Here is a 25,804-nt window from a genome sequence, read left to right on the forward strand (position 1 = left end):
AACTAACAGCACTACTAATATAGTAAACTTGGAGACAAAAACAGGAAAAGCCCGAAAGTTCATTCTGATTCCTAATTCAGACTACTTTCGAGAATGAACTCTTAGCTTAGTCTCCTCATTTATATCAGCTTTGCGAATTCAAATAGTGAAAGACAGAACAGTCATATCTATCCTAAAGAGCTGATAACGAAGTCAACGAATAATGGCAGAGGTGCCGCCATTGTGGAGAAGCAGGTCGACTTTTCAACTTTACGAACAACAAAGGGTCAGAACGGAAAACGAATCCGACACATTCTCAGGCGTTCACTGCGACTTTTTTCCTTACGCGATGAATGACATTCCCCCCCAGAAAACCAACAACAAAAATGGCAACTGTACCGAAAACAATGGACAAATAACTATGAAGCGGACTCGCATAGTCCTCGAGTCCCCACTCCGGGAACCAAATAGGTGAAAGGCTCATCCAACCAATTACTAATACGCCCACAATTACCCCAGCGATGGCTGGTTTACCGGTCACCTTAGGAGCGACATAGCCCAACAGGAAGAGCCCCAACATACCGCCACTGAAGATTGATGCCAATTTCCACCAGGCATCCAATGCGCTTTGCACATTAATCATAGCAATAGCAACTCCAATGCTAAAAAAACTAAATAAGAATGAAGCCGAATACAAAATCATCATCGACTTTTTCCCATTTTCAGGATCATCAGACAGCTTGAAAAAATCAGTCAGAATAACCGTTGCGGAACTGTTGATACTGGTTGAGATGGTACTCATCCCGGCCGCAAAAACCGAAGCAATCAGAAAACCGGTGAAGCCAACAGGCAGCTGGTTCGCAATAAACCAAGGGAATACTTTATCGGCTGGAGTTCCTTCCAGCAATAAACCGGACTTTGCCTGATAAAAAGAGAAAAGTGCTGTTCCGATAAACAGAAACATGGCCGACACCGGTACGTAAAGTAGTCCTCCCACCAAAGCTGATTTCTTGGCTTCACGCTCCGAACTGGAAGTCATGTAACGTTGAATGTAGTTTTGGTCGATTCCGTAATTCTGAAGGTTGATGAAAATACCGTAAATCAAGACCACCCAAAAGGTTGAGCTGGTCAATTCCGTACCAAAACTCCCCAAACTGAACTTATCGTTTGCGGCTGCTATTTCAAAAATCTGCCCCACCCCTTCCGGCATGGCGAATATCAACGTGCCAATACAGAATACCGCTCCAAGAATCAAAATGATCGCCTGAATGGCATCTGTCCATACAACAGCCTGTATTCCGCCCAGGAGCGAATAAAGCATGACACTGAATCCGGTTACAATGATAATGGTCGCCATGTCCCAATTCAGCAATGTGTGTACCATCAGTGCCAGCAGAAAAAGAATGGTTCCTGCCCGCATCAACTGCGTGAGTAAATACATGACCGACACATAAACTTTAGCCCAGGTACCAAATCGGTTTTCCAGGTAGGTGTATGCCGAAGGACTGTTTACAGAACGGTATAACGGAACAAAAAAGCGCACCGCCATATACGATGCAAATGGAATCGATAGGCTGAAAGCAAAGGCATTCCAGTTGGTCAGATAAGCCTGACCCGGTAGGGCCAGGTAACTGATACTACTCACAAAAGTGGCAAAAATCGACAAGGAAATCACCCAGGTTGGGATACTCTGATTTCCCAAAGTAAAAGCTGAGGCTGACTTATTTTTTTTATAAAATGAACTGCCGAATAAAACAATTCCAACTAAATAGGCTATAAATATGATAACGTCCAGCTTACTCATTCGATTTTATTTCAAGTTTAGGTTTGAAAATTGATTAAATATTAGGTTCAAAGAAGGGATTTATAATTCAGTTTTTCCAACGCATCTTCAATAACTTTGCGCTCCGGTTCGTTAAAACGGTGGAAAGGCTCAGCCATAAAGTCGCTGCAAATTCCCATTACCGACAAGGCACATTTCAACCCTTTCAGGTAGCTTGAGCCAAACCGTCCGACATTGTAAATCGTTGTACTAATTTGCAGTACCTTTTCACGCAATTCCAATACTTTGGGCATGTCGTGCGCTGCAGCCGCATTGTACAAATCAACGTACAACTTGGGGAACATATTGGCTCCGCCGTTCACACCACCGTGCCCGCCCATTAGCACAAATTCAGCTGTTATTTCCTCGGGACCAACCATGAACGTAAAATCCGGTCGATCCTTCAATAAATATTGAACCTGGTTAAAATAGGACAGGTTAGCTGAACTGTCCTTCATCCCGATAATTCCGGGAATATCGGCTGCAGCACGAACCGTTTCCGGTGCAAACATCACTTTGGTATGAACCGGCATGTTGTAAATGAACAAGGGCAAAGGCATCTGTTGCATAATGCGCTTCAGGTACTCAAGCAATTCGGGTTGTCCGGATGAGAAATAATAAGGCGGTGTGATTACAACCGCATCGGCACCGTATTGAGCAGCTTTTTGCGCCAAATTCAAACTTTCGGTAAAAGCCGAATCTGATATTCCGACCAAAACGGGCACCCGCCCCTTCGCAAACTGACAACTCAACTGAATGAGTTCCTCGCGAATTTTATAACTCAAACTCGCAAACTCGCCTGTTGTTCCCAACAAAAACAAGGCATGAACACCGCCGGAAATAACATGTTCGATCAAGCGTTCGAGTCCTTCAACATCAAGCGTATCATTGTCAAGCAACGGTGTAACCAAAGGAGGAACAATTCCTTTCAATGGCATTGAAAAATTAGGTTTCATTTTATTGTTGTATAAAAGGAGAACAGTTTTGAAGGACACTTGTGCTCCCTCGGCCTAAGCCATTCTCCCGTTGGTTATTGTTTTTATTCTTGTGATTTTGGCCATTCATCATCAACAATTGGCGTTAAGACCAGCTTATGAGGATCGACAACCACGTGTTTAATTTTCACGCGATTCCAGGTATAAACAATGTGAATCATGCCATCGCTGGATTGAATCACTGCCGGATAAGAAAATTCAGAATCCGGCGTGTCTTCCAGTACCAGTGCTGCCGACCAGTTTTCACCATCTTTCGAGACAGCAACGTTCAAGGGAGTTCTGATTCCTTTATAGTGGTCTCCCGGAGGAAGCACATGGTTATAAACCAACACCTGCGTTCCATCGGAAAGTGTGACAGCATCAGTTCCGGAATTATTCTGCGGAAGGCTTGTTTTCGTCAGTTCCGACCAGGTTTGTCCACCATCCTCTGACCATGTTTGCAGAATAGCCCTGTTTTTACTGCGACACAATGCTTGCAAGCGGCCATCGGCATATTTTAAAATACTGGGTTGAATGGCAATAACTTCGACTCCGTCATTCAGTTCTTTGGTACGGGTCCAGGTTTTACCAAAATCAGGTGTCAACTCCATATGAACCCGCCATAGTCCGTCATTCTCTGAGCTGGAAGGGCAGATCAATACGCCATTGACGAGTTCCGGTTTATTCTTGACAGGTCCAATATTTCCGACCGGCAACATCTGCTTTTCCGACCATGTTTTTCCGCCATCAGCCGATGTTTTTAGCCAACCATGCCAATCGGCCGGATAAGGCCCGGTTTTGTAATACAATTGCAAATCACCGCCGGGAACCTGATACAATACCGGATTCCAGGTTGGCAATCGCGTTCCGTCATCCATCACACCATCAGCAACCAATTCCGGAGCTGTCCATTTGCCGTTTTCTTTACGGCTAACATAAATGCAGACATCTGCAACACCTTCTTTAGAGCCACCAAACCACGATGCAACCATTGTTCCATCTTCAGTTTCAGCAATTGTTGACGCATGGCAGGCGGGAAACGGAGCTTCTTCATAGATAAACTCGTCCGATAGAATTCCTTCTTTCCACGTTCGCTCTTTCGCGCAACTGTTGAATCCAATTAGTACCAATAGTGCTAACAGTAATTTTGAATACCTTTTCATCGATCTCTTTTTTTTGAATATTAAATCGGTCAAAAATACGATTGTCAATACAAAGGAACGTTATTCCAATAATATCCCTATCGCAGATTTTAACCCAAACACAGCATATTTTAACCAATGCTATCTTTATATTTGCCTATATTTACATTTTCTGTTAATATTTAATAAATGGAGTACACCTTCGATAAGATATTTGTTCCGCATCAACACTCCTTCATTACGCGGGAAATGGAACTCCAAAAGAATACTGCCCGGGTTCATTCGCACAAGAACTTTGAGCTTAACTTCATTTTATCAGGCTCAGGCAAGCGTATTGTCGGAAATAACATTTCAAGTTTTGAAAAGGACGATTTGGTTTTGCTGGGACCCAATTTACCGCATTGCTGGGAGATTCTTCAAACAGAGGATGAAGAGCCGCCCAAATGCATTGTTATTCACTTCTACGAAAACCTGATCAGCTCTGACTTCTTCAACAAACCGGAACTCGAAGAAATTGTGGATTTACTAAAACAGGCTGAAACAGGCATCTTTTTCAGCGGCTTGGAAATCCCGACAATCAAACACCTGTTGCAGGAATTGACCCAAAAAGAAGGGTTGAACAGCTACATCGGCCTCCTGCAAATTTTCAGCCTGTTATTAAGTTGTGAGAAACGGGAATTTATTTCGAAAGCTCCGATGAAAGTTAGTGGGTTTGAGCAGGACTTTGAGCAAATCAATAAGATTTACGAGTACGTCTTTCAGCACATTCAGGAGGAAATAAAACTGCAGGAGGTTGCTACCTTATTAAATATGGCGCCCGGCTCATTCTGCCGGTTTTTCAAAAAGAAAACCAAACTGACTTTTATGGAATATGTCATCAAAATACGGATTGGATTTGCTGCGAAGATGCTGGCCGAAACCAATAAACAAGTCACCGAAATAGGTTACGACTGCGGCTATAATAACTTAGCCAACTTCAACCACTACTTCAAGAAACTGATGGGCAAAACACCAAGCGAGTACCGAAAAGATTTCCGGTAACATTGAATTGCATCCAAGTCACCAAAACAATTTAGAGCAACTCAACTACAAAAATATAAAGATACCCGCTTTGCACTTTTGCCTTATTCAGGCTTATTATTTTATCTTCACTAAAAACAAAAAGGACTTCTATGAAATTCGGACAAGTACCAAATCCCGGCGATATAAACTTTAGTCTTCCACCCGACCATCCGGCAACAGCGGTTGTTTTGGAGCGCAACGATCAATCAAAACCACTAAATGTATACGTGGGTTGTGCGAAATGGAATAAAACCGATTTGAAAGGCTTTTACCCGCGAGGTACCAAAGATGAACTAAGTTATTATTCAACGCAATTTAATTCGATCGAGCTAAATGCAACTTTTTACGGAATGCCTCCGGCTGACCGGGTGATAACATGGCGGGACAAAACATCGAACGATTTTCGTTTCTTTCCAAAAATCACACAAAGCATTAGCCACATGCGGCGGCTAAATAATGTAGAAAAACTAACCGAAGAATACTGCGACAATATTTCCAATTTTGAACAAAAACTGGGGATGGCTTTCCTTCAGTTACACGATAACTTTGGCTATAAAAATTACGATCGGTTAGTGAATTACCTGGAAAATTTTCCAAAGGCAATTCCGCTGGCTGTCGAACTTCGCAATACCAGCTGGTTTAACGAAGACCTCCTTTCGGACGAGGTATATCACCTGTTTGAGCAGTCCAACATGACCAATATTATTGTTGACACAGCCGGACGTCGCGATTTGCTGCATATGCGACTCACGACACCAGTCGCTTTTATTCGCTATGTTGGCGCAAACGATCATCAAAGCGACAGGGACCGGCTGAACGAGTGGGTTGACCGTTTGAAAAGCTGGGTCGATCAGGGATTGCGGGATATTTATTTCTTCGTTCACCAAAACATGGAAAAAGAATCGCCCTTACTTTCAGCCCATTTCATTGAAAACCTGAACAAGGAATTAGGAACAAATCTGAAAATTCCGAAAATGGCCTAAAAAAGGCCTCACATCCGAACAAGAGATAATATGACCTGTTATTGTTTTGACAATCATTTTCTAAGCAAATATTGTTAGGTTTGCAGAAATTTTAAAAAGTCATGACTGCTCTTCGGAAAATTTCAAGGAGAAAACCGCAAAAGCAGGACTGAATTTAACGAGATAGAAAGATGGAATGGACAATAAAGAAACGGTTTGAAATATCGGCAAGTCATATACTTGATCTCCCATACGATAGCAAATGCAATAATCTTCACGGGCACAACTGGCTGGTTGACATCTACGTAGCCTGTTCCGAACTCGAAAACGGAATGGTTGTCGACTTCAATTATTTAAAAGAAGTTGTTTTCAAAAAACTCGACCATAAGCATTTGAACGATATTATTCCAAACCCAACGGTCGAAAACATGGCCCAATGGATTGCTCAGACAATCGGGACAAAAAAAGCCGGCAAACGTTTTTGGTGTACAAAAGTTGTCATTCAGGAAAGCCTTGGAAATGTCTGTGAACTTATTTGTTAACGAAATATTCTACTCACTTCAGGGAGAAGGATCAAGAGCCGGAGTACCCAACATTTTTATTCGCCTCTCCAAGTGCAATTTGAATTGCTGGTTTTGCGATACCGAATTCGAGTCTGGCGAAGATTATTCGCTCGACAAGTTGATCGAAGAAATCAGCCAGTATCCCTGCAAAAACATCATTTGGACAGGCGGCGAACCCGCGTTGCAATTAACTGAAGAGATTGTCGGTTTCTTCAAAAATCACGGGTATTATCAGGCTATTGAAACCAACGGCACCAAAGCCCTTCCTGCGAATCTTGATTTTGTAACCTGCTCGCCAAAACAAGTTACCGCGACTCAACTGAAAAAGAATTTCCCGAACGGTGTTTCCGAGATGAAATGTATTTTCAACGAAAAGCCCGAATATGAAATTAGCGAATTACCTGAGGCTCTGCATTATTACTTAAGTCCGGTTTTCCTGGGAAAAGAGAAAGAGCGCATGAACCTGGATCGGAACATATTAAAGGAATGTATCGATTATATTTTGGTGAATCCGGGCTGGCAATTGTCCATTCAGCAACACAAAATCTGGGATATCCGGTAAAAAATTCGCTTTAATTCTTCTGGATTATCCATCCTGCTGTAGCGAAAAAAAATGAATTCGACCTTTTTACTTGAAGCCGGATATCTTACTTGGGGGATGATAAAAACCTATCTTTGCAGCTCATCCTGAAGTGTGAGCTATGAGTAATGCCGTATCCCGTATTTTATTGAAACATGCTGAACGTGTTATTGCAACGCGTAGTTTAAAGTCGCGCCCGGCTGTTTTTGTTGATCCTCCGATAAACCTGCATCCCGAGCTTAAAAATTGGATGCAGCAGAATGGATACGACAAACTTTACTCGCATCAGGCAGAGATGTTTGAGAAAGCTCATGCCGGGAAAAGCGTTGTCATTACAACCGGAACAGCCAGCGGTAAATCCTTATCGTTTTATCTTCCGGTGGTGCAGCGAATCCTGGAAAACCCCTCAAGAAGGGCCGTTTTCATCTATCCAACAAAAGCATTGACCAAAGATCAATATCGCAACATTAAGGAATTTGTTTCCTTCTTTGGTGAAAACCGAATTCAGGCAGGAATTTACGATGGCGATACTGCACCCAATGAGCGTAGCCGAATCCGGGAGCAAGCCAACATCATTCTGACAAACCCGGATATGATTAACGCGAGTTTCTTGCCAAACCACAACAAATACGGATTTCCGCACCTGTTTGCAAACCTTGATACCATTGTTATTGATGAGTTGCACGCCTACCGCGGAGCATTTGGTTCGCATGTTTCCAATGTGTTCAGAAGGCTCTTGCGAATTTGTGATTACCATGGCAATAAACCCCGCTTCTTGTGCAGTTCTGCCACCATCGCGAATCCGGGAGAATTGGCTGAGAATATCTGTCACACACCATTTGAGCTGGTTGAACAAGACGGTTCACCAGCTCCCGCCAAGCATATTCATTTCTTTCAACCGGAATATTTAGAGGGTGCCAAACGGAAAAAAGCCGTCAGTGAAGAGTTGAAAGCAATTCTGCCGCAATTGGTTTTATCGGGCGTACGATCAATCACTTTTTGCCAGTCCCGCCGCGAAACGGAAATTGTAACCAAAGAGAGTCGCGATGTACTGGCTTCCGACCCGATGGAATATGGCATAGACATGTCCGATAAAATTTCCGCTTACCGCGGAGGTTACACACCGATAGAACGAGCCAAAATTGAGAAGGATTTGGTTGAAGGAGGATTGCTGGGTGTTGTGTCGACCAATGCGCTGGAACTCGGTATTGATATCGGAAGTTTGGATGCTGTGCTCATGGGAGGCTTTCCAGGAACACGTGCCAGTTTTTGGCAGCAGCTGGGACGAGCGGGAAGAAACGGATCCGAAGCCCATGCCATTGTTATGTTGAAGGAAAAACCACTGGATCAATATGTGGGCAAACATCCCGACTGGTTGTTACAGGCCGATTCGGAGAATGCCATCATCGACCGCGACAACCTCTATATTCAACTTTCGCACATACGGGCAGCTTCGGCCGAGTTACCCCTGACCATTGATGACATTGCCAGCTTCCCCGATTTGGGAGAAATCATTCCCTTGCTGGAGAAGGAAGGAGAATTGCTGGAACAAAATAATACCTACCAGTGGAGCGGCGATATTTCGCCGGCGCACGAAATAAGTTTGCGTAATATTACGGGCGACACCATCAAGGTTGTGGACATGGACAAGCAAGAGACCGTCACAACCGTCGACCTTATTCAGGCGAAGAAAGAATTTTATCCCGGTGCCATCTACTTGCACGACAGTGTGCAGTACAAATCCATCAAACTTGATTTGGAGAGCAAAACGGCCTTTATCAAAGAAGTCAATTCAAACTACTATACGGAACCACATAAGCCCGGCAATATCGCTATTTTGATGGAGCACGAACATGTGAAAGAGCATCGGATCAACCGGTTCTTTGGCGATGTTCGGGTGACTGTGATGATCACCGGTTTCAAGATGGTCGAGTTCAACACTCATCAGAACCTGGGCTTCACGGAGCTGTCCGAGATATTGAGAACAAAGATGGAAACCGAAGCCTGCTGGATCGAAATCCCGGACATTGTTGTCCGCACTTTCGTGGCAACAGGTAAAGCTCCTGCTTTGGAGCAAGGGCCTCCTGAAGGTAAAGTGCCCCGTTTCGACTACAGCGAAGGATTGGTGCATTGTATTAAGGCAGCGGCTTCGATGAAAGTGATGGCCACTGACAGCGATCTGGGAGGTGATATTTTCTCCTTTGTTGATGTAGAAACCAAGCAGACCAAATATGCCGTTGTGCTGTATGATGGCTATCCCGGAGGATTGGGATTTTCGGAAAAGGTGTTTGATTACATTGATCAGATCATTCAGAATGCCGGATCCCTGGTGAAAGGTTGTAGCTGTAAAAACGGCTGCCCGGTATGCGTAGGTGATGCCCGGATTGATAAGAATCTAATTCTTTGGGCACTTCGCAATTTCTACAAAGAGTTGCCGTCTCCGATCTCGGGAGTCATTGGCGAACGACTGAATCGCGCCCGGGAATCGTCACTGCCTAAGATGAAATGGACAGAGGTAAAGCCAAATTGGACTGAATTACTGGAGCGTTTCAACGAGGAAGATCGCTTCGGGGCTAAGTTCCTGAAAGAAGTCATGCGCATGGAGCAAACAGCCGAAACCATTGTCTTGTATCTTCCGCCTGGCATCTTGAAAATCGCCAATAACGAGACTGTGATTAAGGGCTTAAAAACGGAATTGTCCATTCTGGTCGAAGTACCCGAACAATATACTTTGTCGCTAAGAGCCGGAAGTGAAACTGACCAGCGTAAAGAACTCAAAATACGCCGAATGATGGGCGGAAAAGAAGATGACTCAAAGTAGCGGGATTTGAGACCGGCTACTCAACCTTCGTCAGCAACACCTTTGCAAATGCTTTGGAGAAAGACTTCTCGCCAACAGAATCGAAAGTACAGATAAGCTCCTTGTCGTCCACTGATGTGACTTTTCCAGCACCATACTTTTTGTGCAGAACAGTCCTGTTGATTGGCCATTCATCAACAACTTCGGGCTCTGTTGTGCCTTCCGCCGAACTTACTGAGACACGATGATTGAGCAGGGTATCAGGAATCGAATTTAGAAAATAGGAAGGCTTTGGCTCTGCATTCCGCAAAGCCGGCTGAGCATGCCAGCCAATCTCTACTTTGTTTTTACCCCGGGTCATTGCAACGAACAACAGGCGCTTTTCTTCTTTAATGTTCTGACTTCCTTTTTGGTGCTGCGTCAAAGGGATGACTCCTGTATTGGCACCGGCAATGTATACACGATCAAACTCCAGTCCTTTTGAAGCATGAATGGTCAACAGGTGAACGCCCTGCCCTTCTTCCTTAATCCGGTTATTGATTTGAAAAGTGCCTTCCAAAACAACCTGATCCAAAGCAACGTGAAAGATCGATGAAGCATCGCCCCAGCCTTGCTCCTTCATATACCTTTTCAACTGATCCCACGCCTCGGTAATAGCAGTCAGATAGGCCTCGTGATGGATTGATGTTGGTTTCAGGATAGATCGAAGGGCTAAAAAATCGATCAGTTGCTGTGCAGAATCCTCCGTTTCCGATAAAAACTCCTGCTTGAATTTCTCAACCTGTTCCAACAGTTGGAGATGTTCTTTGGCCGACGTTTTTCGTTTCTCCAGGTATTGGTGCATGGCTTGCAAGACTGAAGTACCTGACTCCCGTAAATGCAGCGTTTGAATGAGTTTAGGCGTTCGCTTTAAAGCACCAAATGTTGGATCGCAGCTGACCGACAGACAAGCATCAAAGTCGTTGGGATTGATACACAGTTTAAAGATTCGAAGCAGAAAGGTTTGAGCAGGATTCTCATGCAGTTCTGTTCGCTTCACCAATTGATGCGGAATAGCCGCCTGCCCGAATACAGTCTCCACAATTTTGATCTGCTGATGGGTTCGGAAGAGAATGGCAACGGTGTCCAGCGCGATATTATCCTGCTTCAACGAAAGCATCTGTTCGCGCAGGTAATACGCTTCCTGCTGATCGTCGAAATGACGAACCAGATCGATCGGCATTCCACTCTGCCGGGTTGCAATCAGCGCACCCTCGTTTTGATTGAGCAAACTTTCGGCAGCAGAAAGGATAGTCCCTGTACTTCGGTAATTTTGAGGCAGCTCCATCCACGTCGCCTCCCACGAACTTTGCACTTCCTGAAAAAGACGCTCTTTACTTCCCCGCCATCCATAGATACTTTGATTTTGATCGCCAACCACAAACAGCTTCGAATCATTGCCTCTGAGCTGTTCTATCAACTGAAGTTGTTCCGCATTACAATCCTGAAACTCATCAACGATAATCCATTTCGGAGATGCTGGAACTTGTTCTTCCAACAAACGGTTACATAAACCAATAAGGTCGTCAAAATCCATTGTATTGAGGGCACGTTTTTCAGACTCAGCTAACCGAACCAACTGTTCAAAATCATCTTCAGCCTTCATGTTGCCCATCATTATTTCGCCGTTCCGGTGGTAGTTCCGCCAACGTTTAGCCAACTGGTTCTCATACTTTATCGTCAGGTTTTCCTGCGCAATCAGCCGCTCCAGGAACTCTTGCTTTTCCTGTTCATCCATGATGAGAAAGCCCGGCTTAAAGCCGATTTTTTCCAGCTTCGGATGTTCCTGCAACAATTGACGGGCAACAGCATGGAAAGTACCAAAGTAGCGTAACTGCTCCTTCATCGTTGAATCAACTTCTCCCAGGAAAGCAGCAATGCGCTCCTTAATTTCCCGTGCAGCTTTGTTCGTGAAGGTCAAAACCACTATCTGATCGAAGGGAACATGCGCGATAAAATGCAGGTAGAAAAGTTTCGCAATCAAAACAGTTGTCTTGCCGCTTCCCACCATGGCCGAAAGAATGACATGCTGAGCTTCGTGGAAAACAGCGTGTCGCTGATGCCGATTCAACCGCTCAAAAGTTCTCCCGAGCTTGGCATCAATCGTTCGAATACGTTCAATTTCTTCGCCATAATCCGAAACCGGGTGATGGATAAGCGGCGCAAACGAATGTTGCAGAACCTGCCCCTCTGCCTCAAAAGCATTCGCTAACTGATCGAATGTGTTTTCCGCTGAAGAGCCTTTCAAACGTGAATGAAGGCGCTTATATCTCATACTATTCCTGAAAATTGAACCTTAGCAACGCAAAGGTAGGGCAATAAACGAAAAAAGATGCCCCTCGTGCGATCAGAAAGGCATCTTTAAAAGTTCTAGTTTAATGCTTAATCTCCTTGATTCTGCATAAAATCGGGGAAACCGCTTTCGGTCCATTGAACAACGCGGGCACGTGTCGCCCGGTTCGGGTCCGACAATTCATTTCCCTGTATTTCTTTGTAGTCGCGAGCATGGTAAATCATGATTACCGTTTTACCATCCTCGGCAGTTGTGAACGAGTTGTGACCGGGACCGTATCTTTTTAAGTCTTCATTGGAATGAAAAACCGGAGCAGGAGACTTTTCCCAATTTGCGGCATCCAGCAAATCAGCATCTTCATCAATCCACAACAAACCAATGCAATAGTTGTCGTTGGTAGCACTGGCTGAATAAGTCACAAAGATCTTTCCGTTCCGTTTAATCACTGCCGGTCCTTCGTTGACATTGTATTTCACCCGTTCCCAGCTAAAATCGGGTTCTGTGATCACAACCTCGGGGCCGGTCAATGTTAAGGGATCTTTCATCTCTGACAAAACCAAGCCGGTACCATGCTGTCCGCCGCGAACGTTTTGCGCCCAAATCATATATTGCTTGCCTTTGTGCTCAAATGTCGTCGCATCCAGCGAAAAAGACTCGCGTTGGGTTTTAATCTGTCCTTCTTCTTTCCACTCACCTTTTAGTGGATCTTCCGAAGCGTTCGACAAGGCCCACATCCGGATGTTCCAAATGTTTTCGGCTTCACCTGCCGCAAAATAGATATACCATTTTCCGTCGAAACGGTGTAATTCGGGCGCCCAAATATGGTGCCCCATCACCCCTTTATCGTGTTTGTGCCAAACCTCTTTTTCCGGAGTATCCTTCATGCCATTTATGCTATGGGCTTTACGGATCACAATGCGATCGTATTCGGGAACCGAGGCAATTAAGTAATAAACACCGTCATCGGTTTTAAACACCCAGGGATCGGCACGCTGTTCGGCAATCGGATTATCAAACTGAATGTTCTGCGAGAAAATGGAGTTGTGAAAGACAAGAGTTATCGCAAGCACGATAACAATTTTCAGGAAGTTCATAAGCTACTTTTTTTAATTTCTTGAATTGTTAGGATTCATCTTACAAAAATTGCCCCAAACATAAGCACGAAGCCGAAATGATAAACGTATTTTTAACTTTTTATACCGCCGATAAAACAAAATGGTAATCTACCGATCGTTTAATCCCTTTCCATTCAGAATTTGTGGCAGCAATTTTTCAATCCGTGACTCACGCGTGTTGGTTTGTTTGGCTGCTGAAAAATAAAGAAGATATCCTCGCTGCCGTCCGGGAGTTAGTAAATCGAAAGCTTCTTTTAAAGCCGGGAGTTCATCCAGTTTCTGTTGAAATTCGTTCGGAATGAACAGCTTTGTTGGCTTTGCCGAGGCAACTTTCGAACCTGCTTTTTCAAGTTCAATGGCTTCGAAGAGGTAGCTTTTCAGGATGTCTTCCAATTCAATGATTTCATCCACGTTATTGAAACGAATCTGGCGTCCAACCCGGGTCTTTTCTCCTGTTTTTACCAAAATGCCATTGGGATCGCTCAACAAAACGCCTTTGAAAAACAGCAGCGCAAAGTATTGTTTAAAATCCTGCAAAATAACGATGTTCATTTCCTGAAATGTGTAACAGAGTTTTCCCCACTTCAATTCTTCAGTCAGGCCACAGGCCAAAATGATTGTTCGCAAACAAGTCATTTCGTCCTGCCACTTAGTGGCTTTACTCAAATATTCATCAACCTTTGGATTCATGCTATTCATTTGAAAATATGCCTGTCATTGTGTGAGCCGGTATTACTGAAATGAGTCCATTGTTTACAAACATCCGGCTCCGTCCTTTTGTTTGTTTGGCTAATTGCAATCATCTTCTTATCAACGAAACACAATCAGCTTCCTCTTCGGCCGTAGACGACTTTTTTCAGGTTGAAGCTGAACCATCTTCAAGCAATAAACGGTCGACTTCGATCTGTTTTTAGCTAACTTCGATAAAAGATGAATTTTCTTTAGTCGAAGATGACGCAACTTCGATCGTAGATGTAGCCTAAATAGTAAACTATATTTCATTTGCTCGGCCTAGTATTTCAATCGCTAACCTAATAGCTCAATTTACTAATTGGACTCCTTGAAGCATTGGCAATTCATTTCAATAGAACTAAATTGCCTTAAAATTTAGCTATTATGACTCAAGTTGAAAGCTTTTTAAATGATCTGAACAATTCAGCTAAGCAACTAGATGATTCGGACCAGAGCGTGGGACAAAAAACATCGAATGAAACCATAACTCGATTCACGGAATCGACTCAAAAGACCCTCATACAACTTCAGTCTTATATCGATGAAAGAAAACTGGATCAGTTCTATAAGGAAATTGAAGAACTCAAATTTATGATCGAATATTCAGATGAGCTGAATAAGAACTGGTTGTTCATCCGCGCCTACTCCGGAGCACTTCGCTTTCTATTAAAAGACATTTCCGTCATAAACGCGAAGGACGTTTTCGTATATTATGAAGTGAGATATGGTGGCCGACGGATACTTCGAAATGAAAACTGGTTTGAACAAATCCGTTGGGAATTTCTGGACGAGCTTCAAACGGCTAATGATCAGGTTAAACTATCCCAATTTGTCAGCAAACGCGTTAAAAAGCTAAATGATTGTTTTCAAGTCTATAAGAGCGAACTTCTCCTATTCATACAAAGTTTACAAAAGCTATAATCTGTCGTTTTTTGCGGAAAACTTCTCTATAACATGTTTTATTTTGGCAACATCTTTTTGTAGTTTTTACAATATATGCTATTTTTGTTTTGGATTTGTTTCTGGTTGGGCTGCGAACAAAAGTTTTATGCAGCACAACAACGTTCACAATTCTGGCTTATAAACCCAACAACTTAACGTATGAATTTCGGACATTTTGATGACGAAAATCGGGAGTATGTTATTACTAACCCAAAAACTCCCTGGCCTTGGATTAATTATCTGGGCAATGAAGATTTCTTCAGTCTTATTTCCAACACTGCCGGCGGTTATTCCTTTTACAAGGATGCCAAATTTCGCCGGATTACGCGTTATCGTTACAACAACGTACCGATGGACGCCGGTGGCAAATATTTCTACATCAACGATGGAGGAACAATTTGGAGCCCGAGCTGGAAACCCTGCAAAACGCCATTAGATGATTATTCGTGCCGTCATGGAATGAATTACACAACAATCAAAGGTGTAAAAAACGGTATTGAAGCTGAGGTGCTGTATTTCGTGCCCTTGAAAACCTGGGCCGAAGTGCAAAAGGTAAAACTGACAAACAACACCGATCAAAGTAAAAAAATTAAGCTGTTTTCCTTTGTCGAATGGGCGCTGTGGAATGCTGCCACCGACATGGAAAATTTTCAACGTAACTTCTCGACCGGTGAGGTTGAGATTGAAGGCAGCACCATCTACCACAAAACAGAGTACAAAGAGCGTCGTAACCACTATGCGTACTACTCGGTCAATGCACCAATTGGAGGTTTCGAAACCGATAGAGAAACCTTCTTCGGTTTGTATAATGGGTTTGATGAGCCACAAACGGTGCAGGAAGGTGGCCCGCGCAACAGTGTTGCCCATGGTTGGTCTCCGATCGCTTCTCACTTTATTGAAGAGGAGCTGCAACCCGGCGAAAGCAAAGAGCTCGTTTTCGTATTGGGCTATGTTGAAAACGAACAGGAAGACAAATGGGAATCGAAAAACATTATTAATAAGACCAAGGCAAAAGAAACCCTTGAGCGTTTCAATACACCTGAAAAGGTCGATGCTGCGTTGTTGGAATTGAAGGCCTACTGGAATCAATTGCTGGGCGTTTTCACCCTCAACTCAAAAGAAGAAAAGCTGGATCGGATGGTGAATATCTGGAACCAGTACCAATGTATGATCACATTCTGTTTCTCACGTTCTGCCTCCTTTTTCGAAAGTGGCATTGGCCGGGGAATGGGATTCCGCGACTCAAACCAGGATTTGATTGGTTTTGTACATCAAATTCCGGAACGTGCCCGCGAGCGCATCATCGACATTGCTTCAACTCAATTTCCCGACGGCGGTTGCTATCACCAATATCAACCATTAACAAAAAAGGGAAACAACGAAATTGGCCAGGGCTTTAACGACGACCCGATGTGGCTGATCCTCGGAGCGACAAGCTATATCAAAGAAACCGGCGACTTCAGCATTCTCGAGGAACCGGTTCCCTTCGACAACGAACCGGGCACCGAAGTTTCCATGTTTGAGCACCTCACTGTTTCATTCAACCATGTGGTAAACAACCTCGGGCCTCACGGGCTTCCGCTGATTGGACGTGCCGATTGGAATGACTGCCTCAACCTGAACTGCTTCTCAAACGATCCGAACGAAAGCTTTCAAACGACCGAGAATAAAACAGAAGGCACCAAAGCCGAGAGTTTAATGATTGCCGGTTTGTTTGTGGTATACGGTCGCGATTACATGGAGCTATGCCATAAACTGGGCAAAAACAAAGAGGCCGACCGTGCAGAAAAACACATCGACGCCATGATTGAAGCCGTGAAGCAACACGGCTGGGATGGCGAATGGTTCCTGCGTGCTTACGACTACTATGGCAACAAAATCGGGTCGAATGACAACGAGGAAGGCAAAATCTTCATCGAATCGAACGGCTGGTGCACCATGGCCGGAATTGGTCTGGAAGACGGATTGGTTGCCAAAGCGCTCGACTCGGTCAAAGAACGCCTGGACTGCGAACATGGCATTGTGCTCAATAATCCGCCTTTTACAAAATACTATATCGAATACGGTGAAATTTCGTCCTACCCACCCGGGTACAAGGAGAACGCCGGTATTTTCTGCCACAACAACCCGTGGATCATGATTGGTGAGACCGTGCAGGGACGCGGCGACCGGGCCTGGGATTATTTCCAAAAGATTTGCCCGGCATACACCGAACACCTCAGCGAACTGCACAAAGTTGAGCCATACGTTTATGCCCAGATGATTGCCGGTAAAGACGCCTTCAAACCCGGCGAAGCTAAAAACTCGTGGCTAACAGGAACAGCATCCTGGAACTATTACACCATCACCCAGTACATTTTGGGGATCCGCCCAACCTACGATGGCTTGTTGATGGATCCATGTATTCCGGCTGAATGGGACGGGTTTAACGTAAGCCGAACCTTCCGCGGAACGACCTTCAACATTGAAGTAAGCAACCCGGATAGCGTGATGAAAGGCTTAAAAGAACTTTGGGTTGACGGCCAAAAGGTCGACGGCAACCTGGTTCCGGTAACCGACAAAACAACCTGCGATGTCAAAGTTATCATGGGATAGATGATAAAAAGAGCGGATTTTGGTCCGCTCTTCCTGTTGCTATTTGGTTGGTTCTAGTTGTTGCTGCGACATCCGCGGCCGCGACAGCACCCCTGCCCTTTTCCGCCGCCTCGTTCCATGTCGTCATTCACAATTTCATCGAACGATTCCTGCGACATTAACTGCGGTTGGTAATCAACACCGTTGTTCGCCAATACCCGATTGAATGCGCGAAGGTGATTCCGGCTGCCCCGCAACAAATTCGAGTACACCAACGCAATCGATTCGTCGGTCGTCAGTTCCAGTTGTTCTTCCAAATCCAGAATATCCAACTCTTCAACATAGGCGCCGCTTTTCAGTGCCGCAACCAGCGAAACGGTTCCGTCGCTCAGCAGTTTGTCGTAGGCCGTTTGCAACGCCTCATTGTTAAAAACACCATCATCGGCGCTTGCCGGATCTTCCAAGCCAAAAGCTTCCAATAGGCTAAGCATGGCCGCCATGTGGTTGGCTTCAGCCGACGGGATATTCCCGAAAATGCGCAGGTCGTACAAATCGCCGAATGCCGTGTACAGGTCGTGCGCCAGTTTTTCTTCTTCGCGCATGTGTAGCAATCCGGCTTTCACCTCGTCGGGCAGGCTTTCGTTCCCAACGCCGGCAAAGCCGCTAATCGTAACCGAGAGTAAAACCCCCAGTAAAATTCCGGTTACCTTCGTTTTCATAACCTTGGGATTAGCTGTTGGCACGACAAGTTCCTCGTCCTTTGCCCGAACGGCTCTGGCCGTTGCACTGACCTTTGCCCTTGCCTTTGCCTTGTTTACCTTGCGGCCCTACAGCATTTCCCTTGTTGCCGCGTTGCTGGCGGGCATCCTGCCAGGCAGCGTATTCTTTTTGCTGATCGGCGTTCAATAGGGTATTCACCTGTTCGCGATGACTGGTTCGAGTAGCCAGCATTTTCGCCCGAATGCTCGCCTTCGCATCCAAATCGGTTGTCGCCTGCCGTTCTGTGCGGTAGTCGGCCATCTGTTTTTGAAAGGTTGTTTCCAACTCGCCGATCGAGGTCTTTTGGTCCTCGGTTAAGTTTGAAATCCCGTTAATACAGGAGTTCCGTTGCTGTTTTTGAGCGTTCGTTTGAACGCCGAAGGCCACCACTAAAATCACGGTTAAAATTCCAATTGTTGTTTTCATCACTTTTTGATTTTTGAGTTCTTAATGCTATTTCGATGTCTTTGAATTTCCTTCGGATGAGAAGGTTTTACTGCTTGGACACCGATTGAATTAAAAACTTGCGGTGGTTGCCGGTTTTTTTTTGCTGAAAGTTTTCTCCCTGACCAGAAATTAGGGGATGTAAACGTGATGCAACAAACTTCAGTCGATACAACTAATGGGGCGTTGCCCCAAACCCCACCTGTTTTTTTGTCTTAACACAAAAAAGTAGGCAAAAAAAGTCAAGGCTGATTTTTATCTTCAACCCCCATCTTTCTAAAAGCTAAGTTCGGCGGGTGATTTCCTCCTCACGTCGGAACTTCCCGTCTGCACTAAACTTTTAGTTTGATTCAGGTCTTGATAAAAAAAGGCCGATCGGCTCCAGGCATCTCCTCTGCAATGGAAAGTCCTCTCAGTTCGTTCTCTTTCATCCCTGTTGGTGGTTCCCCGGAATCGGGTATGTTTTTTGCTGAAAAAATCTTCGGGCCTTTCAACCGGAATCTGATTGGGTCATCAAAACTCCCTGGGGCTTTCAATCTGAATCTGTTTGAGCCTCCAAAAACATGGGGCCTTTCATTCCGAATCTGTTGGGGGCATCAAAAACCTTGAGGCTACCAATTTGAATATGCTGAAGCCTCTGAAAGTTTTGAGGATGTCAATCCAAATCTGTTGAAGCCTCCAAAAACCCTGAGGCTTTCAACCGAAATCTGTTTAAGCCATTAAAAACATGGGGCCTTTCAACCCGAATCGGATCAGGCCATCAAAACACCCGGAATCCCTGTTCCGGGTCCGGAAAAGGCCATCAAAAAATCCTGAACCGGTTGTCCGATTCAGGATTCTTCATCCAACAAATAAAAAGAGCTATTGGGGCCGTCCTTTGCGGTGCTGCCTGCCGGGCAGCTTCACCCGTTCGTCGCTATTCAGCAGCGACTGGAAGATGGTGGCCAGTTGCATGCGCTGTTGGTCGTTGCAAATCGATTTCAGTTCGAGGTAGAAATCGCAGGTTGCCATTTTCAGGTCTTCGTGCTGCATCCCCACTTTCCGGGCAATTTGCTGCAGGTTGTCGCGACTGGCCGAATCGGCAAAAAGCTCATCGAGCATATCAACCCGAAGCTGGCTCATCGTCTGACTAATTCCGCGGGCATGTCGATTAAACCGGCGGTTGGCTTCGCGAAACGGCTCCAACTGGTCGTCGCTAAGGTTCAGCTGCTCTTTAAAGAAACGCGTTCGCCGGTCGCCCGGCGCATCTGTTTCAGGCTCGCCTTTTTGCGCGATCGTTTCCTGGTGCGTATGGTAAAAGACCGTTGCAATGGTTGCCAGATTCGTGACCAACAAGATCACCACCAGCCAGCTTAATAGTTTTACATTTCGAAACATCATTCAACGTTTAAAAGAAATTCTTCAATCGGTTCTTCCGACAAATCGTCGAACGGCACAAGCACGGCCTGTTCGGTGGTCGACAGCTCAGCCTGCGCGTGGTTGCCCACCCAGATGCCAAACCGGATGCCGACGGCCAGCAACAACGCCAGCATGACCGGCTGAAGCGCCCGTTGCCAGGGGAACGACCTGCAGCTTTTCCGGGCTTCGATCCGGTTTTTGATTCCGGCATAAAAATACGGGCCCGCCTCCTGTTGCCGATTCCCGTCGAGCAACTGAAGCTCCCCCTTTAGCAGTTCAAAATAGCGGCGGCATTCACCACAATCGGCCAGGTGATCGGCAACCTTTTGCTGCTCATCGCCGGGTAAACGTTCTTCCAGGTAGAAGATCAGTTTATTACGAACGGTCTGGTGATTCATCGTTTTCATATTTAGTAGACACATTTTTCGGTTCAAACTTGCGCGATCAGCTTCCTTTTTTGTAACACTGATACAGTTTCTTTTGTAATCCCAGCTTTGCCCGGTGAATCAACGATTCGACCGACGACAGGGAAAGCCCCATCACCCCGGCAATATCCTGGTACGAGAGATCGTCGAGTTTGCTCAGCGTAAAGGCCACGCGTTGGCGCTCGGGCAAACTGTTGATTGCATGATACAAATTTGTTCGTCGCTGCTTATTTTCCACTTCATGGTCGGGACGCGAGTTCCAGCTTTCGTCGGCAACATCCCGGTTGAAGTCGTCCGATGAACCGATCCCGATTGCCTGGAAAAAACGACGGCGTTTGTAGTCGCGAACAAAATTCAGCGAACGGTTGACTGCCATCCGGTAAATCCAGGTCGATAATTTCGAATCGCCCCGGAACTTAGGCAGCGAATGATAAACGTCGACAAACACCTCCTGCGCCAAATCTTCCGCATCATCCCGATCCTGAACGAAACCCAGACAAGTGTGCAACACCAGCTTTTGATGGCGATCGACCAAAAGCCGAAAAGCCTTGTCGTCGCCACTGTTAATTTGTCGCACCAATTCCTGATCAGTCATCTGTTGAATATTCAGTTTCGGTTTTTGACACCAATTTATTCAAAAACTTGCGGCTTGTTTGTCAAAATTTGCATCTTTTTCAGTTTCGTGATCAATCAGATGGGATTGCACTTATTTTTTCGCACCGAACGGAACAAAAACCAGCAGCTCCACCGCCTTATAATGACAATTATTACTATTTTTAGCGCACAACTTATAAACCCCAACTAATGAATCTGACAATTACAGACGTAATCATCATTGCGTTGTATCTTGTATCGACAGTCGTTATCGGACTGGTCTTGAAAAAAGTAGCTCAAAAGAGCAAATCCAATTATCTTCTTGGCGGAAACAAATTACCCTGGTACATGCTTGGTTTGTCCAACGCATCCGGCATGTTCGACATTTCCGGAACCATGTGGCTGGTAACCCTGCTATTTGTTTACGGGTTGAAGAGTATCTGGATTCCCTGGCTGTGGCCGGTTTTTAACCAGGTCTTTTTAATGGTCTTCCTGAGTATCTGGCTTCGCCGCTCCAATGTAACGACCGGAGCCGAGTGGATCAACACGCGTTTCGGGCGGAAGATGGACAGTAATTTATCGCATGGAGTCGTCGTCATTTTCGCGCTCATTCTTTGCCTTGGCTACCTGGCCTACGGGTTCATCGGCTTAGGCAAATTCGTGATGATCTTCATCCCCTGGGATGTTGTTGCTCCCTATGTGCCGTTCACCGTTTCCGAGGCCTACGTTCCTCACGTTTATGGAATCACCTTCACCCTGTTTGCTGTCTTTTATGCGGTTTTAGGTGGAATGACCAGTATTGTGTGGGCCGACGTTTTGCAATACATCATCATGACCATTTCGGCCATCCTGATTGGCGTACTGGCCATGAAAGCACTGACGGTTGAAACGCTGAACGTGCCCGATGGCTGGAAAACCCCCTTCTTTGGGTGGCGACTCGATGGCCTCGACTGGCGGGGAATTATCGACCAGGTCAACAACAAGATTGCCAGCGATGGTTATTCGCTGTTCACCATCTTCTTTATGATGATGGTCTTCAAAGGGCTGCTGGTTTCTATTGCCGGACCGGCGCCAACCTACGACATGCAAAAAATTCTGTCGACCAAAAATCCGAAAGATGCCGCTAAAATGAGCGCCTTTGTGTCGGTTGTGCTGATGCCGATTCGCTACTTCATGATTGCCGGTTTTGCAGTCCTGGGAATTCTTTATTTCGACCGGCTGAACCTGATGGTTGCCGGAAAGATCGACTTTGAGCAAATTCTACCCTCTGCCATTGCCGAGTTCGTTCCGGTTGGCTTTATGGGGCTGCTGCTGGCCGGCTTGCTGGCGGCGTTCAACTCAACCTTTGCCGGAACATTGAATGCCGCGCAGGCCTACGTGGTTAACGACATTTACCTGCGCTATGTCAACCCCGAAGCGCCCAACGATAAAATTAAAAACATCAACTACGCCACCGGGATTATCGTTGTGATCGTCAGCATCATCTTTGGTATTTTTGCCGAAAACGTGAACAGCCTGCTTCAATGGATCGTGTCTGCGTTGTATGGTAGTTATGTGGTATCAAACGTTTTGAAATGGTACTGGTGGCGATTCAACGGTTACGGTTATTTCTGGGGAATGGTCGCCGGCCTGATTCCGGCCCTGATCTTTCCGTACATCTTTACCGAAACACTGGATCTCTATTATTTCCCCTGGTTGCTCTTAATATCGGTTAGTGGTGCTCTACTGGGTACATCCCTTTCCAAGCCAACCGACGAAGCCGTGCTGAAGGAATTCTACCGCACAGTTCGTCCATGGGGTTTTTGGGGACCAATCAAAGCAAAAGTCATGGCCGAAGATCCAACTTTCGAACCCAATAGAAACTTCAAGCTCGACATGTTCAACGTCGTCATCGGCACGATTGCCCAAACAGCTTTGGTTGCGTTACCGATCTACATTGTTCTAAGCGATACAGTCCCGATCTGGATCACCATCATTATATCAATCGTTTGCGGAGTAATCCTCAAAAAGACCTGGTGGGACAAGCTGCCGGAAAATTAAGTACGAAAGAAAATACTCAGTCAGCTTCCCCACCCAACGGGAGCTGACTGATCTCATATCAACAACAACTTATCGAAACAGTAAGAAAAGTAATTTGAAGTAGAATTATGAAACCCACAGAAAAAGAATTTAAGAAAAGACTGCGGAAGCTGCAGGAACAGCACGAAAGCTTCCTGACGAAACGAAACAAGCCGGTCAAAAATTTCAATGGTATTTACAAACGCTACAAACGCCCGATCGTAACCAACGAACACACGCCCCTGCATTGGCGGTACGATCTGAGCTACGACAGCAATCCATACCTGATGCAGCGAATTGGTATTAACGCAGCGTTCAACTCCGGAGCAATCTATCTGGATGGCAAATACCTGCTGGCTGTTCGGGTTGAAGGCTGGGATCGCAAATCCTTTTTTGCGATTTGCGAAAGCCCGAATGGCATCGACAACTGGCGGTTCTGGGAGCGTCCGATTACCTTACCGGAAACAGAAATTCCGGAAACGAATGTTTACGACATGCGCCTCACCAAACACGAGGATGGTTGGATTTACGGTGTGTTTTGCGCTGAGCGCAAGGATCCGAAAGCTCCCGCCGGCGACACGTCGTCTGCCACTGCTGACGGTGGAATTGCCCGCACGAAAGATTTGGTAAACTGGGAGCGTCTGCCCGATTTTATCTCACACAGCGGACAACAACGGAACCTTGTTCTGCATCCCGAGTTTGTAAATGGCCAATACGCATTCTACACCCGACCGCAGGATGGCTTCATCGACGTTGGCGGCGGTGGCGGTATTGGCTGGGGATTGGTGGATGACATCACCAAGGCTGAAGCTTTCAAGGAAGATATAATTGATGGGAAAGTTTACCATACCATCAAAGAATTGAAAAACGGACAGGGCCCTGTGCCATTGAAAACAAAGAAAGGCTGGTTGCATTTAGCACACGGCGTTCGAAACTGTGCGGCCGGCTTGCGCTATGTGCTTTACCTGTTCCTGACTGATTTAGAAGATCCATCGAAAATAATCGCTCGTCCGGGAGGCTACTTCCTGGCTCCGGAAGGTGAAGAGCGTATCGGAGATGTTTCGAACGTATTATTCGCCAACGGGTGGATTTGCAACGAAAAAGATGAAGTGTTTATTTACTACGCCTCGTCGGACACGCGTATGCATGTAGCCACCAGCAGCATTGATCGTTTATTGGATTATGTGCTAAACACACCGGAAGATAAGCTCCGGTCAGCCGAAAGCGTCAATACAATCAATGCGCTGATCGATCAGAATAAAGGAAAATATTAGTTCGCATGAATTTAAACAGCATGAAGCAGCAACTCGAAACAGAGTTGCTGCACAATATCTTAAAATACTGGCAGGAAAAAGTCTTCGACAAAGCCTCCGGCCAATTTATCGGGAAAATCGACAACGATGAAATCGCCCATCCGGAGTACCTGAAGGCCTCCATCATCAACGCGCGCATCCTTTGGACCGTCGCAGCAGCATACCGCCAATTTCCGAATGAAAGCTATTTGCAAATCATGGCCAAATCGTACGATATTCTGATCAAAGACTTTTGGGACCCGGAAAATGGCGGAATCTACTGGAGTATCGATGGAAACAACCAGCCACTGGATACTAAAAAGCAAATGTATGCGCAGGCTTTTGCCATTTATGCATTGAGCGAATATTATATGGCTGTTGGCATTGAACAAGCCAAACAACTGGCCATTAGCTTATTTTGGATATTGGAGCGCTACGGATTCGATCCGGAACACGGCGGATATATCGAAGCCCTTTCGGCTGACTGGAAAGAAGTAGGCGATCAACGATTAAGTGAAAAGGACATGGACACGAAAAAGTCGATGAACACGCACCTGCACATTCTGGAAGCTTACACCAACCTCTACCGCATTTGGAAAGATGAAGACCTGAAGGAAAAGCTACAGCATACGCTCGAAGTTTTTCTGGACCGGATTGTCGATGCAAAAGCCGCTTCTTTCAACCTGTTCTTTGATTTGGATTGGACCCTGAAGTCGGAACACCGCTCTTTTGGCCACGACATTGAAGGAAGCTGGCTGATTTACGAAGCAGCCGAGGTATTGGGAGATGAAAAACTCCTGAAACGTTCGAAGAAGATCGCAGTAGCAATGGCAGAACAAGTTTTGACAAATGGAACAGACACCGACGGCGGCATTTTTTACGAAGGTGAAAACGGCAAAATTCTGGATTCGGACAAACACTGGTGGCCGCAAGCCGAAGCTGTTGTTGGTTTTTTCAACGCCTGGCAGTTATCGGGCGAAGAGAAGTTCCTAAACGCATCTGTGAAAACTTGGGAATTAATCGATTCTAAATTTGTCGACCATGAACATGGAGAATGGTACGCCATTGTCAACAAAGAAGGTGTTCCCTATCCTAATGCAAAAGTTGATGAATGGAAGTGCCCCTATCATAATGGGCGGTTTTGCCTCGAACTAATTAGTCGGATCAATAAACTTAGGAATTAAACAAAAAGCAGGAAATATGAAATTGATGTTTTCACATTTCCTGCCTTTTGTCATGTTTTACCGCTATAAAA

At 45.5% G+C, this 25,804-nt stretch carries 21 protein-coding genes; 10 read left to right on the forward strand and 11 right to left on the reverse strand.

The window, feature by feature from the left end:
* Nucleotides 1–295: 295 nt before the first annotated feature.
* From GJV22_RS09560 to GJV22_RS09570, 3 genes are all read right to left on the reverse strand, one after another.
* Nucleotides 296–1,783 (reverse strand): sodium:solute symporter, encoded by a 1,488-nt coding sequence (locus GJV22_RS09560; protein WP_163712224.1) that lies wholly within the window; start codon nt 1,781–1,783, stop codon nt 296–298.
* Between the two features lie 47 nt (nt 1,784–1,830).
* The gene (locus GJV22_RS09565) at nt 1,831–2,757 is read right to left on the reverse strand and encodes a dihydrodipicolinate synthase family protein (RefSeq protein WP_163712227.1); all 927 of its coding nucleotides are present in this window, start codon (nt 2,755–2,757) and stop codon (nt 1,831–1,833) included.
* A gap of 83 nt (nt 2,758–2,840) precedes the next feature.
* Nucleotides 2,841–3,938: a sialidase family protein gene (locus GJV22_RS09570; protein ID WP_163712230.1), complete on the reverse strand. Its 1,098-nt coding sequence runs from the start codon at nt 3,936–3,938 to the stop codon at nt 2,841–2,843.
* A 168-nt stretch (nt 3,939–4,106) separates the two neighbouring features.
* Here GJV22_RS09570 and GJV22_RS09575 point away from each other — a divergent pair, with 168 nt between their 5' ends.
* The 5 genes from GJV22_RS09575 to GJV22_RS09595 all read left to right on the forward strand — a co-directional run bounded on the left by GJV22_RS09575 (nt 4,107) and on the right by GJV22_RS09595 (nt 9,905).
* Nucleotides 4,107–4,958, forward strand: coding sequence for an AraC family transcriptional regulator (locus GJV22_RS09575; protein ID WP_163712233.1), 852 nt, complete (start codon nt 4,107–4,109; stop codon nt 4,956–4,958).
* Nucleotides 4,959–5,089: 131 nt separating this feature from the next.
* Nucleotides 5,090–5,962: a DUF72 domain-containing protein gene (locus tag GJV22_RS09580; RefSeq protein ID WP_163712236.1), complete on the forward strand. Its 873-nt coding sequence runs from the start codon at nt 5,090–5,092 to the stop codon at nt 5,960–5,962.
* A 170-nt stretch (nt 5,963–6,132) separates the two neighbouring features.
* Nucleotides 6,133–6,483 carry a 6-pyruvoyl trahydropterin synthase family protein gene (locus GJV22_RS09585; protein WP_163712239.1) on the forward strand — a complete coding sequence of 117 codons (351 nt, stop codon included), beginning with the start codon at nt 6,133–6,135 and terminating at the stop codon, nt 6,481–6,483.
* Nucleotides 6,461–7,066 carry a 7-carboxy-7-deazaguanine synthase QueE gene (locus tag GJV22_RS09590; protein WP_205461812.1) on the forward strand — a complete coding sequence of 202 codons (606 nt, stop codon included), beginning with the start codon at nt 6,461–6,463 and terminating at the stop codon, nt 7,064–7,066. Before GJV22_RS09585 ends, GJV22_RS09590 begins: the two co-directional genes overlap by 23 nt.
* A gap of 139 nt (nt 7,067–7,205) precedes the next feature.
* On the forward strand, nt 7,206–9,905 hold the full coding sequence (locus GJV22_RS09595) for a DEAD/DEAH box helicase (protein ID WP_163712241.1): 2,700 nt from the start codon (nt 7,206–7,208) through the stop codon (nt 9,903–9,905).
* Nucleotides 9,906–9,921: 16 nt separating this feature from the next.
* On the opposite strand, the gene GJV22_RS09600 is transcribed toward GJV22_RS09595, so the two are convergent.
* The 3 genes from GJV22_RS09600 to GJV22_RS09610 all read right to left on the reverse strand — a co-directional run bounded on the left by GJV22_RS09600 (nt 9,922) and on the right by GJV22_RS09610 (nt 14,021).
* A complete protein-coding gene (locus GJV22_RS09600; RefSeq protein WP_163712244.1) occupies nt 9,922–12,198 on the reverse strand; it encodes an ATP-dependent helicase in 2,277 nt (758 codons plus the stop codon).
* 107 nt (nt 12,199–12,305) lie between these two features.
* Complete coding sequence (locus tag GJV22_RS09605; RefSeq protein ID WP_163712247.1) at nt 12,306–13,310, reverse strand: glycoside hydrolase family 43 protein; 1,005 nt, start codon at nt 13,308–13,310, stop codon at nt 12,306–12,308.
* A gap of 129 nt (nt 13,311–13,439) precedes the next feature.
* Complete coding sequence (locus tag GJV22_RS09610; RefSeq protein WP_163712250.1) at nt 13,440–14,021, reverse strand: YdeI/OmpD-associated family protein; 582 nt, start codon at nt 14,019–14,021, stop codon at nt 13,440–13,442.
* Between the two features lie 426 nt (nt 14,022–14,447).
* Here GJV22_RS09610 and GJV22_RS09615 point away from each other — a divergent pair, with 426 nt between their 5' ends.
* Complete coding sequence (locus GJV22_RS09615) at nt 14,448–14,984, forward strand: hypothetical protein (protein WP_163712253.1); 537 nt, start codon at nt 14,448–14,450, stop codon at nt 14,982–14,984.
* A 180-nt stretch (nt 14,985–15,164) separates the two neighbouring features.
* Nucleotides 15,165–17,600 (forward strand): GH36-type glycosyl hydrolase domain-containing protein, encoded by a 2,436-nt coding sequence (locus GJV22_RS09620; protein WP_163712257.1) that lies wholly within the window; start codon nt 15,165–15,167, stop codon nt 17,598–17,600.
* Nucleotides 17,601–17,653: 53 nt separating this feature from the next.
* Here GJV22_RS09620 and GJV22_RS09625 read toward each other — a convergent pair whose 3' ends face one another.
* The 5 genes from GJV22_RS09625 to GJV22_RS09645 form a co-directional block, all read right to left on the reverse strand.
* Complete coding sequence (locus tag GJV22_RS09625) at nt 17,654–18,298, reverse strand: DUF2202 domain-containing protein (RefSeq protein ID WP_163712259.1); 645 nt, start codon at nt 18,296–18,298, stop codon at nt 17,654–17,656.
* 10 nt (nt 18,299–18,308) lie between these two features.
* On the reverse strand, nt 18,309–18,764 hold the full coding sequence (locus GJV22_RS09630) for a hypothetical protein (RefSeq protein WP_163712263.1): 456 nt from the start codon (nt 18,762–18,764) through the stop codon (nt 18,309–18,311).
* Between the two features lie 879 nt (nt 18,765–19,643).
* Nucleotides 19,644–20,159, reverse strand: coding sequence for a Spy/CpxP family protein refolding chaperone (locus GJV22_RS09635; protein ID WP_163712266.1), 516 nt, complete (start codon nt 20,157–20,159; stop codon nt 19,644–19,646).
* Nucleotides 20,159–20,578 (reverse strand): anti-sigma factor family protein, encoded by a 420-nt coding sequence (locus GJV22_RS09640; RefSeq protein ID WP_163712269.1) that lies wholly within the window; start codon nt 20,576–20,578, stop codon nt 20,159–20,161. The genes GJV22_RS09635 and GJV22_RS09640 overlap by 1 nt, the downstream gene beginning before the upstream one ends.
* A gap of 46 nt (nt 20,579–20,624) precedes the next feature.
* On the reverse strand, nt 20,625–21,200 hold the full coding sequence (locus GJV22_RS09645; RefSeq protein WP_163712272.1) for an RNA polymerase sigma factor: 576 nt from the start codon (nt 21,198–21,200) through the stop codon (nt 20,625–20,627).
* Between the two features lie 209 nt (nt 21,201–21,409).
* Here GJV22_RS09645 and GJV22_RS09650 point away from each other — a divergent pair, with 209 nt between their 5' ends.
* The 3 genes from GJV22_RS09650 (at nt 21,410) to GJV22_RS09660 (ending at nt 25,733) form a co-directional block, all read left to right on the forward strand.
* Nucleotides 21,410–23,239 (forward strand): sodium:solute symporter family protein, encoded by a 1,830-nt coding sequence (locus GJV22_RS09650; protein WP_163712276.1) that lies wholly within the window; start codon nt 21,410–21,412, stop codon nt 23,237–23,239.
* Between the two features lie 107 nt (nt 23,240–23,346).
* The gene (locus GJV22_RS09655; RefSeq protein ID WP_163712279.1) at nt 23,347–24,531 is read left to right on the forward strand and encodes a glycoside hydrolase family 130 protein; all 1,185 of its coding nucleotides are present in this window, start codon (nt 23,347–23,349) and stop codon (nt 24,529–24,531) included.
* 20 nt (nt 24,532–24,551) lie between these two features.
* Entirely contained in the window at nt 24,552–25,733 is a 1,182-nt protein-coding gene (locus GJV22_RS09660; RefSeq protein WP_205461813.1) for an AGE family epimerase/isomerase, read from the forward strand.
* Nucleotides 25,734–25,804: the final 71 nt, after the last annotated feature.

The sequence above is a fragment of the Mangrovibacterium lignilyticum genome (assembly GCF_010882175.1).
Classification (GTDB): Bacteria; Bacteroidota; Bacteroidia; order Bacteroidales; family Prolixibacteraceae; genus Mangrovibacterium; species Mangrovibacterium lignilyticum.

Coding starts and splice junctions, on each gene's coding strand:
- GJV22_RS09560 (WP_163712224.1), bottom strand. CDS start 1,783: ATGAGTAAGCTGGACGTTATCATATTTATAGCCTATTTAGTTGGAATT.
- GJV22_RS09565 (WP_163712227.1), bottom strand. CDS start 2,757: ATGAAACCTAATTTTTCAATGCCATTGAAAGGAATTGTTCCTCCTTTG.
- GJV22_RS09570 (WP_163712230.1), bottom strand. CDS start 3,938: ATGAAAAGGTATTCAAAATTACTGTTAGCACTATTGGTACTAATTGGA.
- GJV22_RS09575 (WP_163712233.1), top strand. CDS start 4,107: ATGGAGTACACCTTCGATAAGATATTTGTTCCGCATCAACACTCCTTC.
- GJV22_RS09580 (WP_163712236.1), top strand. CDS start 5,090: ATGAAATTCGGACAAGTACCAAATCCCGGCGATATAAACTTTAGTCTT.
- GJV22_RS09585 (WP_163712239.1), top strand. CDS start 6,133: ATGGAATGGACAATAAAGAAACGGTTTGAAATATCGGCAAGTCATATA.
- GJV22_RS09590 (WP_205461812.1), top strand. CDS start 6,461: ATGTCTGTGAACTTATTTGTTAACGAAATATTCTACTCACTTCAGGGA.
- GJV22_RS09595 (WP_163712241.1), top strand. CDS start 7,206: ATGAGTAATGCCGTATCCCGTATTTTATTGAAACATGCTGAACGTGTT.
- GJV22_RS09600 (WP_163712244.1), bottom strand. CDS start 12,198: ATGAGATATAAGCGCCTTCATTCACGTTTGAAAGGCTCTTCAGCGGAA.
- GJV22_RS09605 (WP_163712247.1), bottom strand. CDS start 13,310: ATGAACTTCCTGAAAATTGTTATCGTGCTTGCGATAACTCTTGTCTTT.
- GJV22_RS09610 (WP_163712250.1), bottom strand. CDS start 14,021: ATGAATCCAAAGGTTGATGAATATTTGAGTAAAGCCACTAAGTGGCAG.
- GJV22_RS09615 (WP_163712253.1), top strand. CDS start 14,448: ATGACTCAAGTTGAAAGCTTTTTAAATGATCTGAACAATTCAGCTAAG.
- GJV22_RS09620 (WP_163712257.1), top strand. CDS start 15,165: ATGAATTTCGGACATTTTGATGACGAAAATCGGGAGTATGTTATTACT.
- GJV22_RS09625 (WP_163712259.1), bottom strand. CDS start 18,298: ATGAAAACGAAGGTAACCGGAATTTTACTGGGGGTTTTACTCTCGGTT.
- GJV22_RS09630 (WP_163712263.1), bottom strand. CDS start 18,764: ATGAAAACAACAATTGGAATTTTAACCGTGATTTTAGTGGTGGCCTTC.
- GJV22_RS09635 (WP_163712266.1), bottom strand. CDS start 20,159: ATGTTTCGAAATGTAAAACTATTAAGCTGGCTGGTGGTGATCTTGTTG.
- GJV22_RS09640 (WP_163712269.1), bottom strand. CDS start 20,578: ATGAATCACCAGACCGTTCGTAATAAACTGATCTTCTACCTGGAAGAA.
- GJV22_RS09645 (WP_163712272.1), bottom strand. CDS start 21,200: ATGACTGATCAGGAATTGGTGCGACAAATTAACAGTGGCGACGACAAG.
- GJV22_RS09650 (WP_163712276.1), top strand. CDS start 21,410: ATGAATCTGACAATTACAGACGTAATCATCATTGCGTTGTATCTTGTA.
- GJV22_RS09655 (WP_163712279.1), top strand. CDS start 23,347: ATGAAACCCACAGAAAAAGAATTTAAGAAAAGACTGCGGAAGCTGCAG.
- GJV22_RS09660 (WP_205461813.1), top strand. CDS start 24,552: ATGAAGCAGCAACTCGAAACAGAGTTGCTGCACAATATCTTAAAATAC.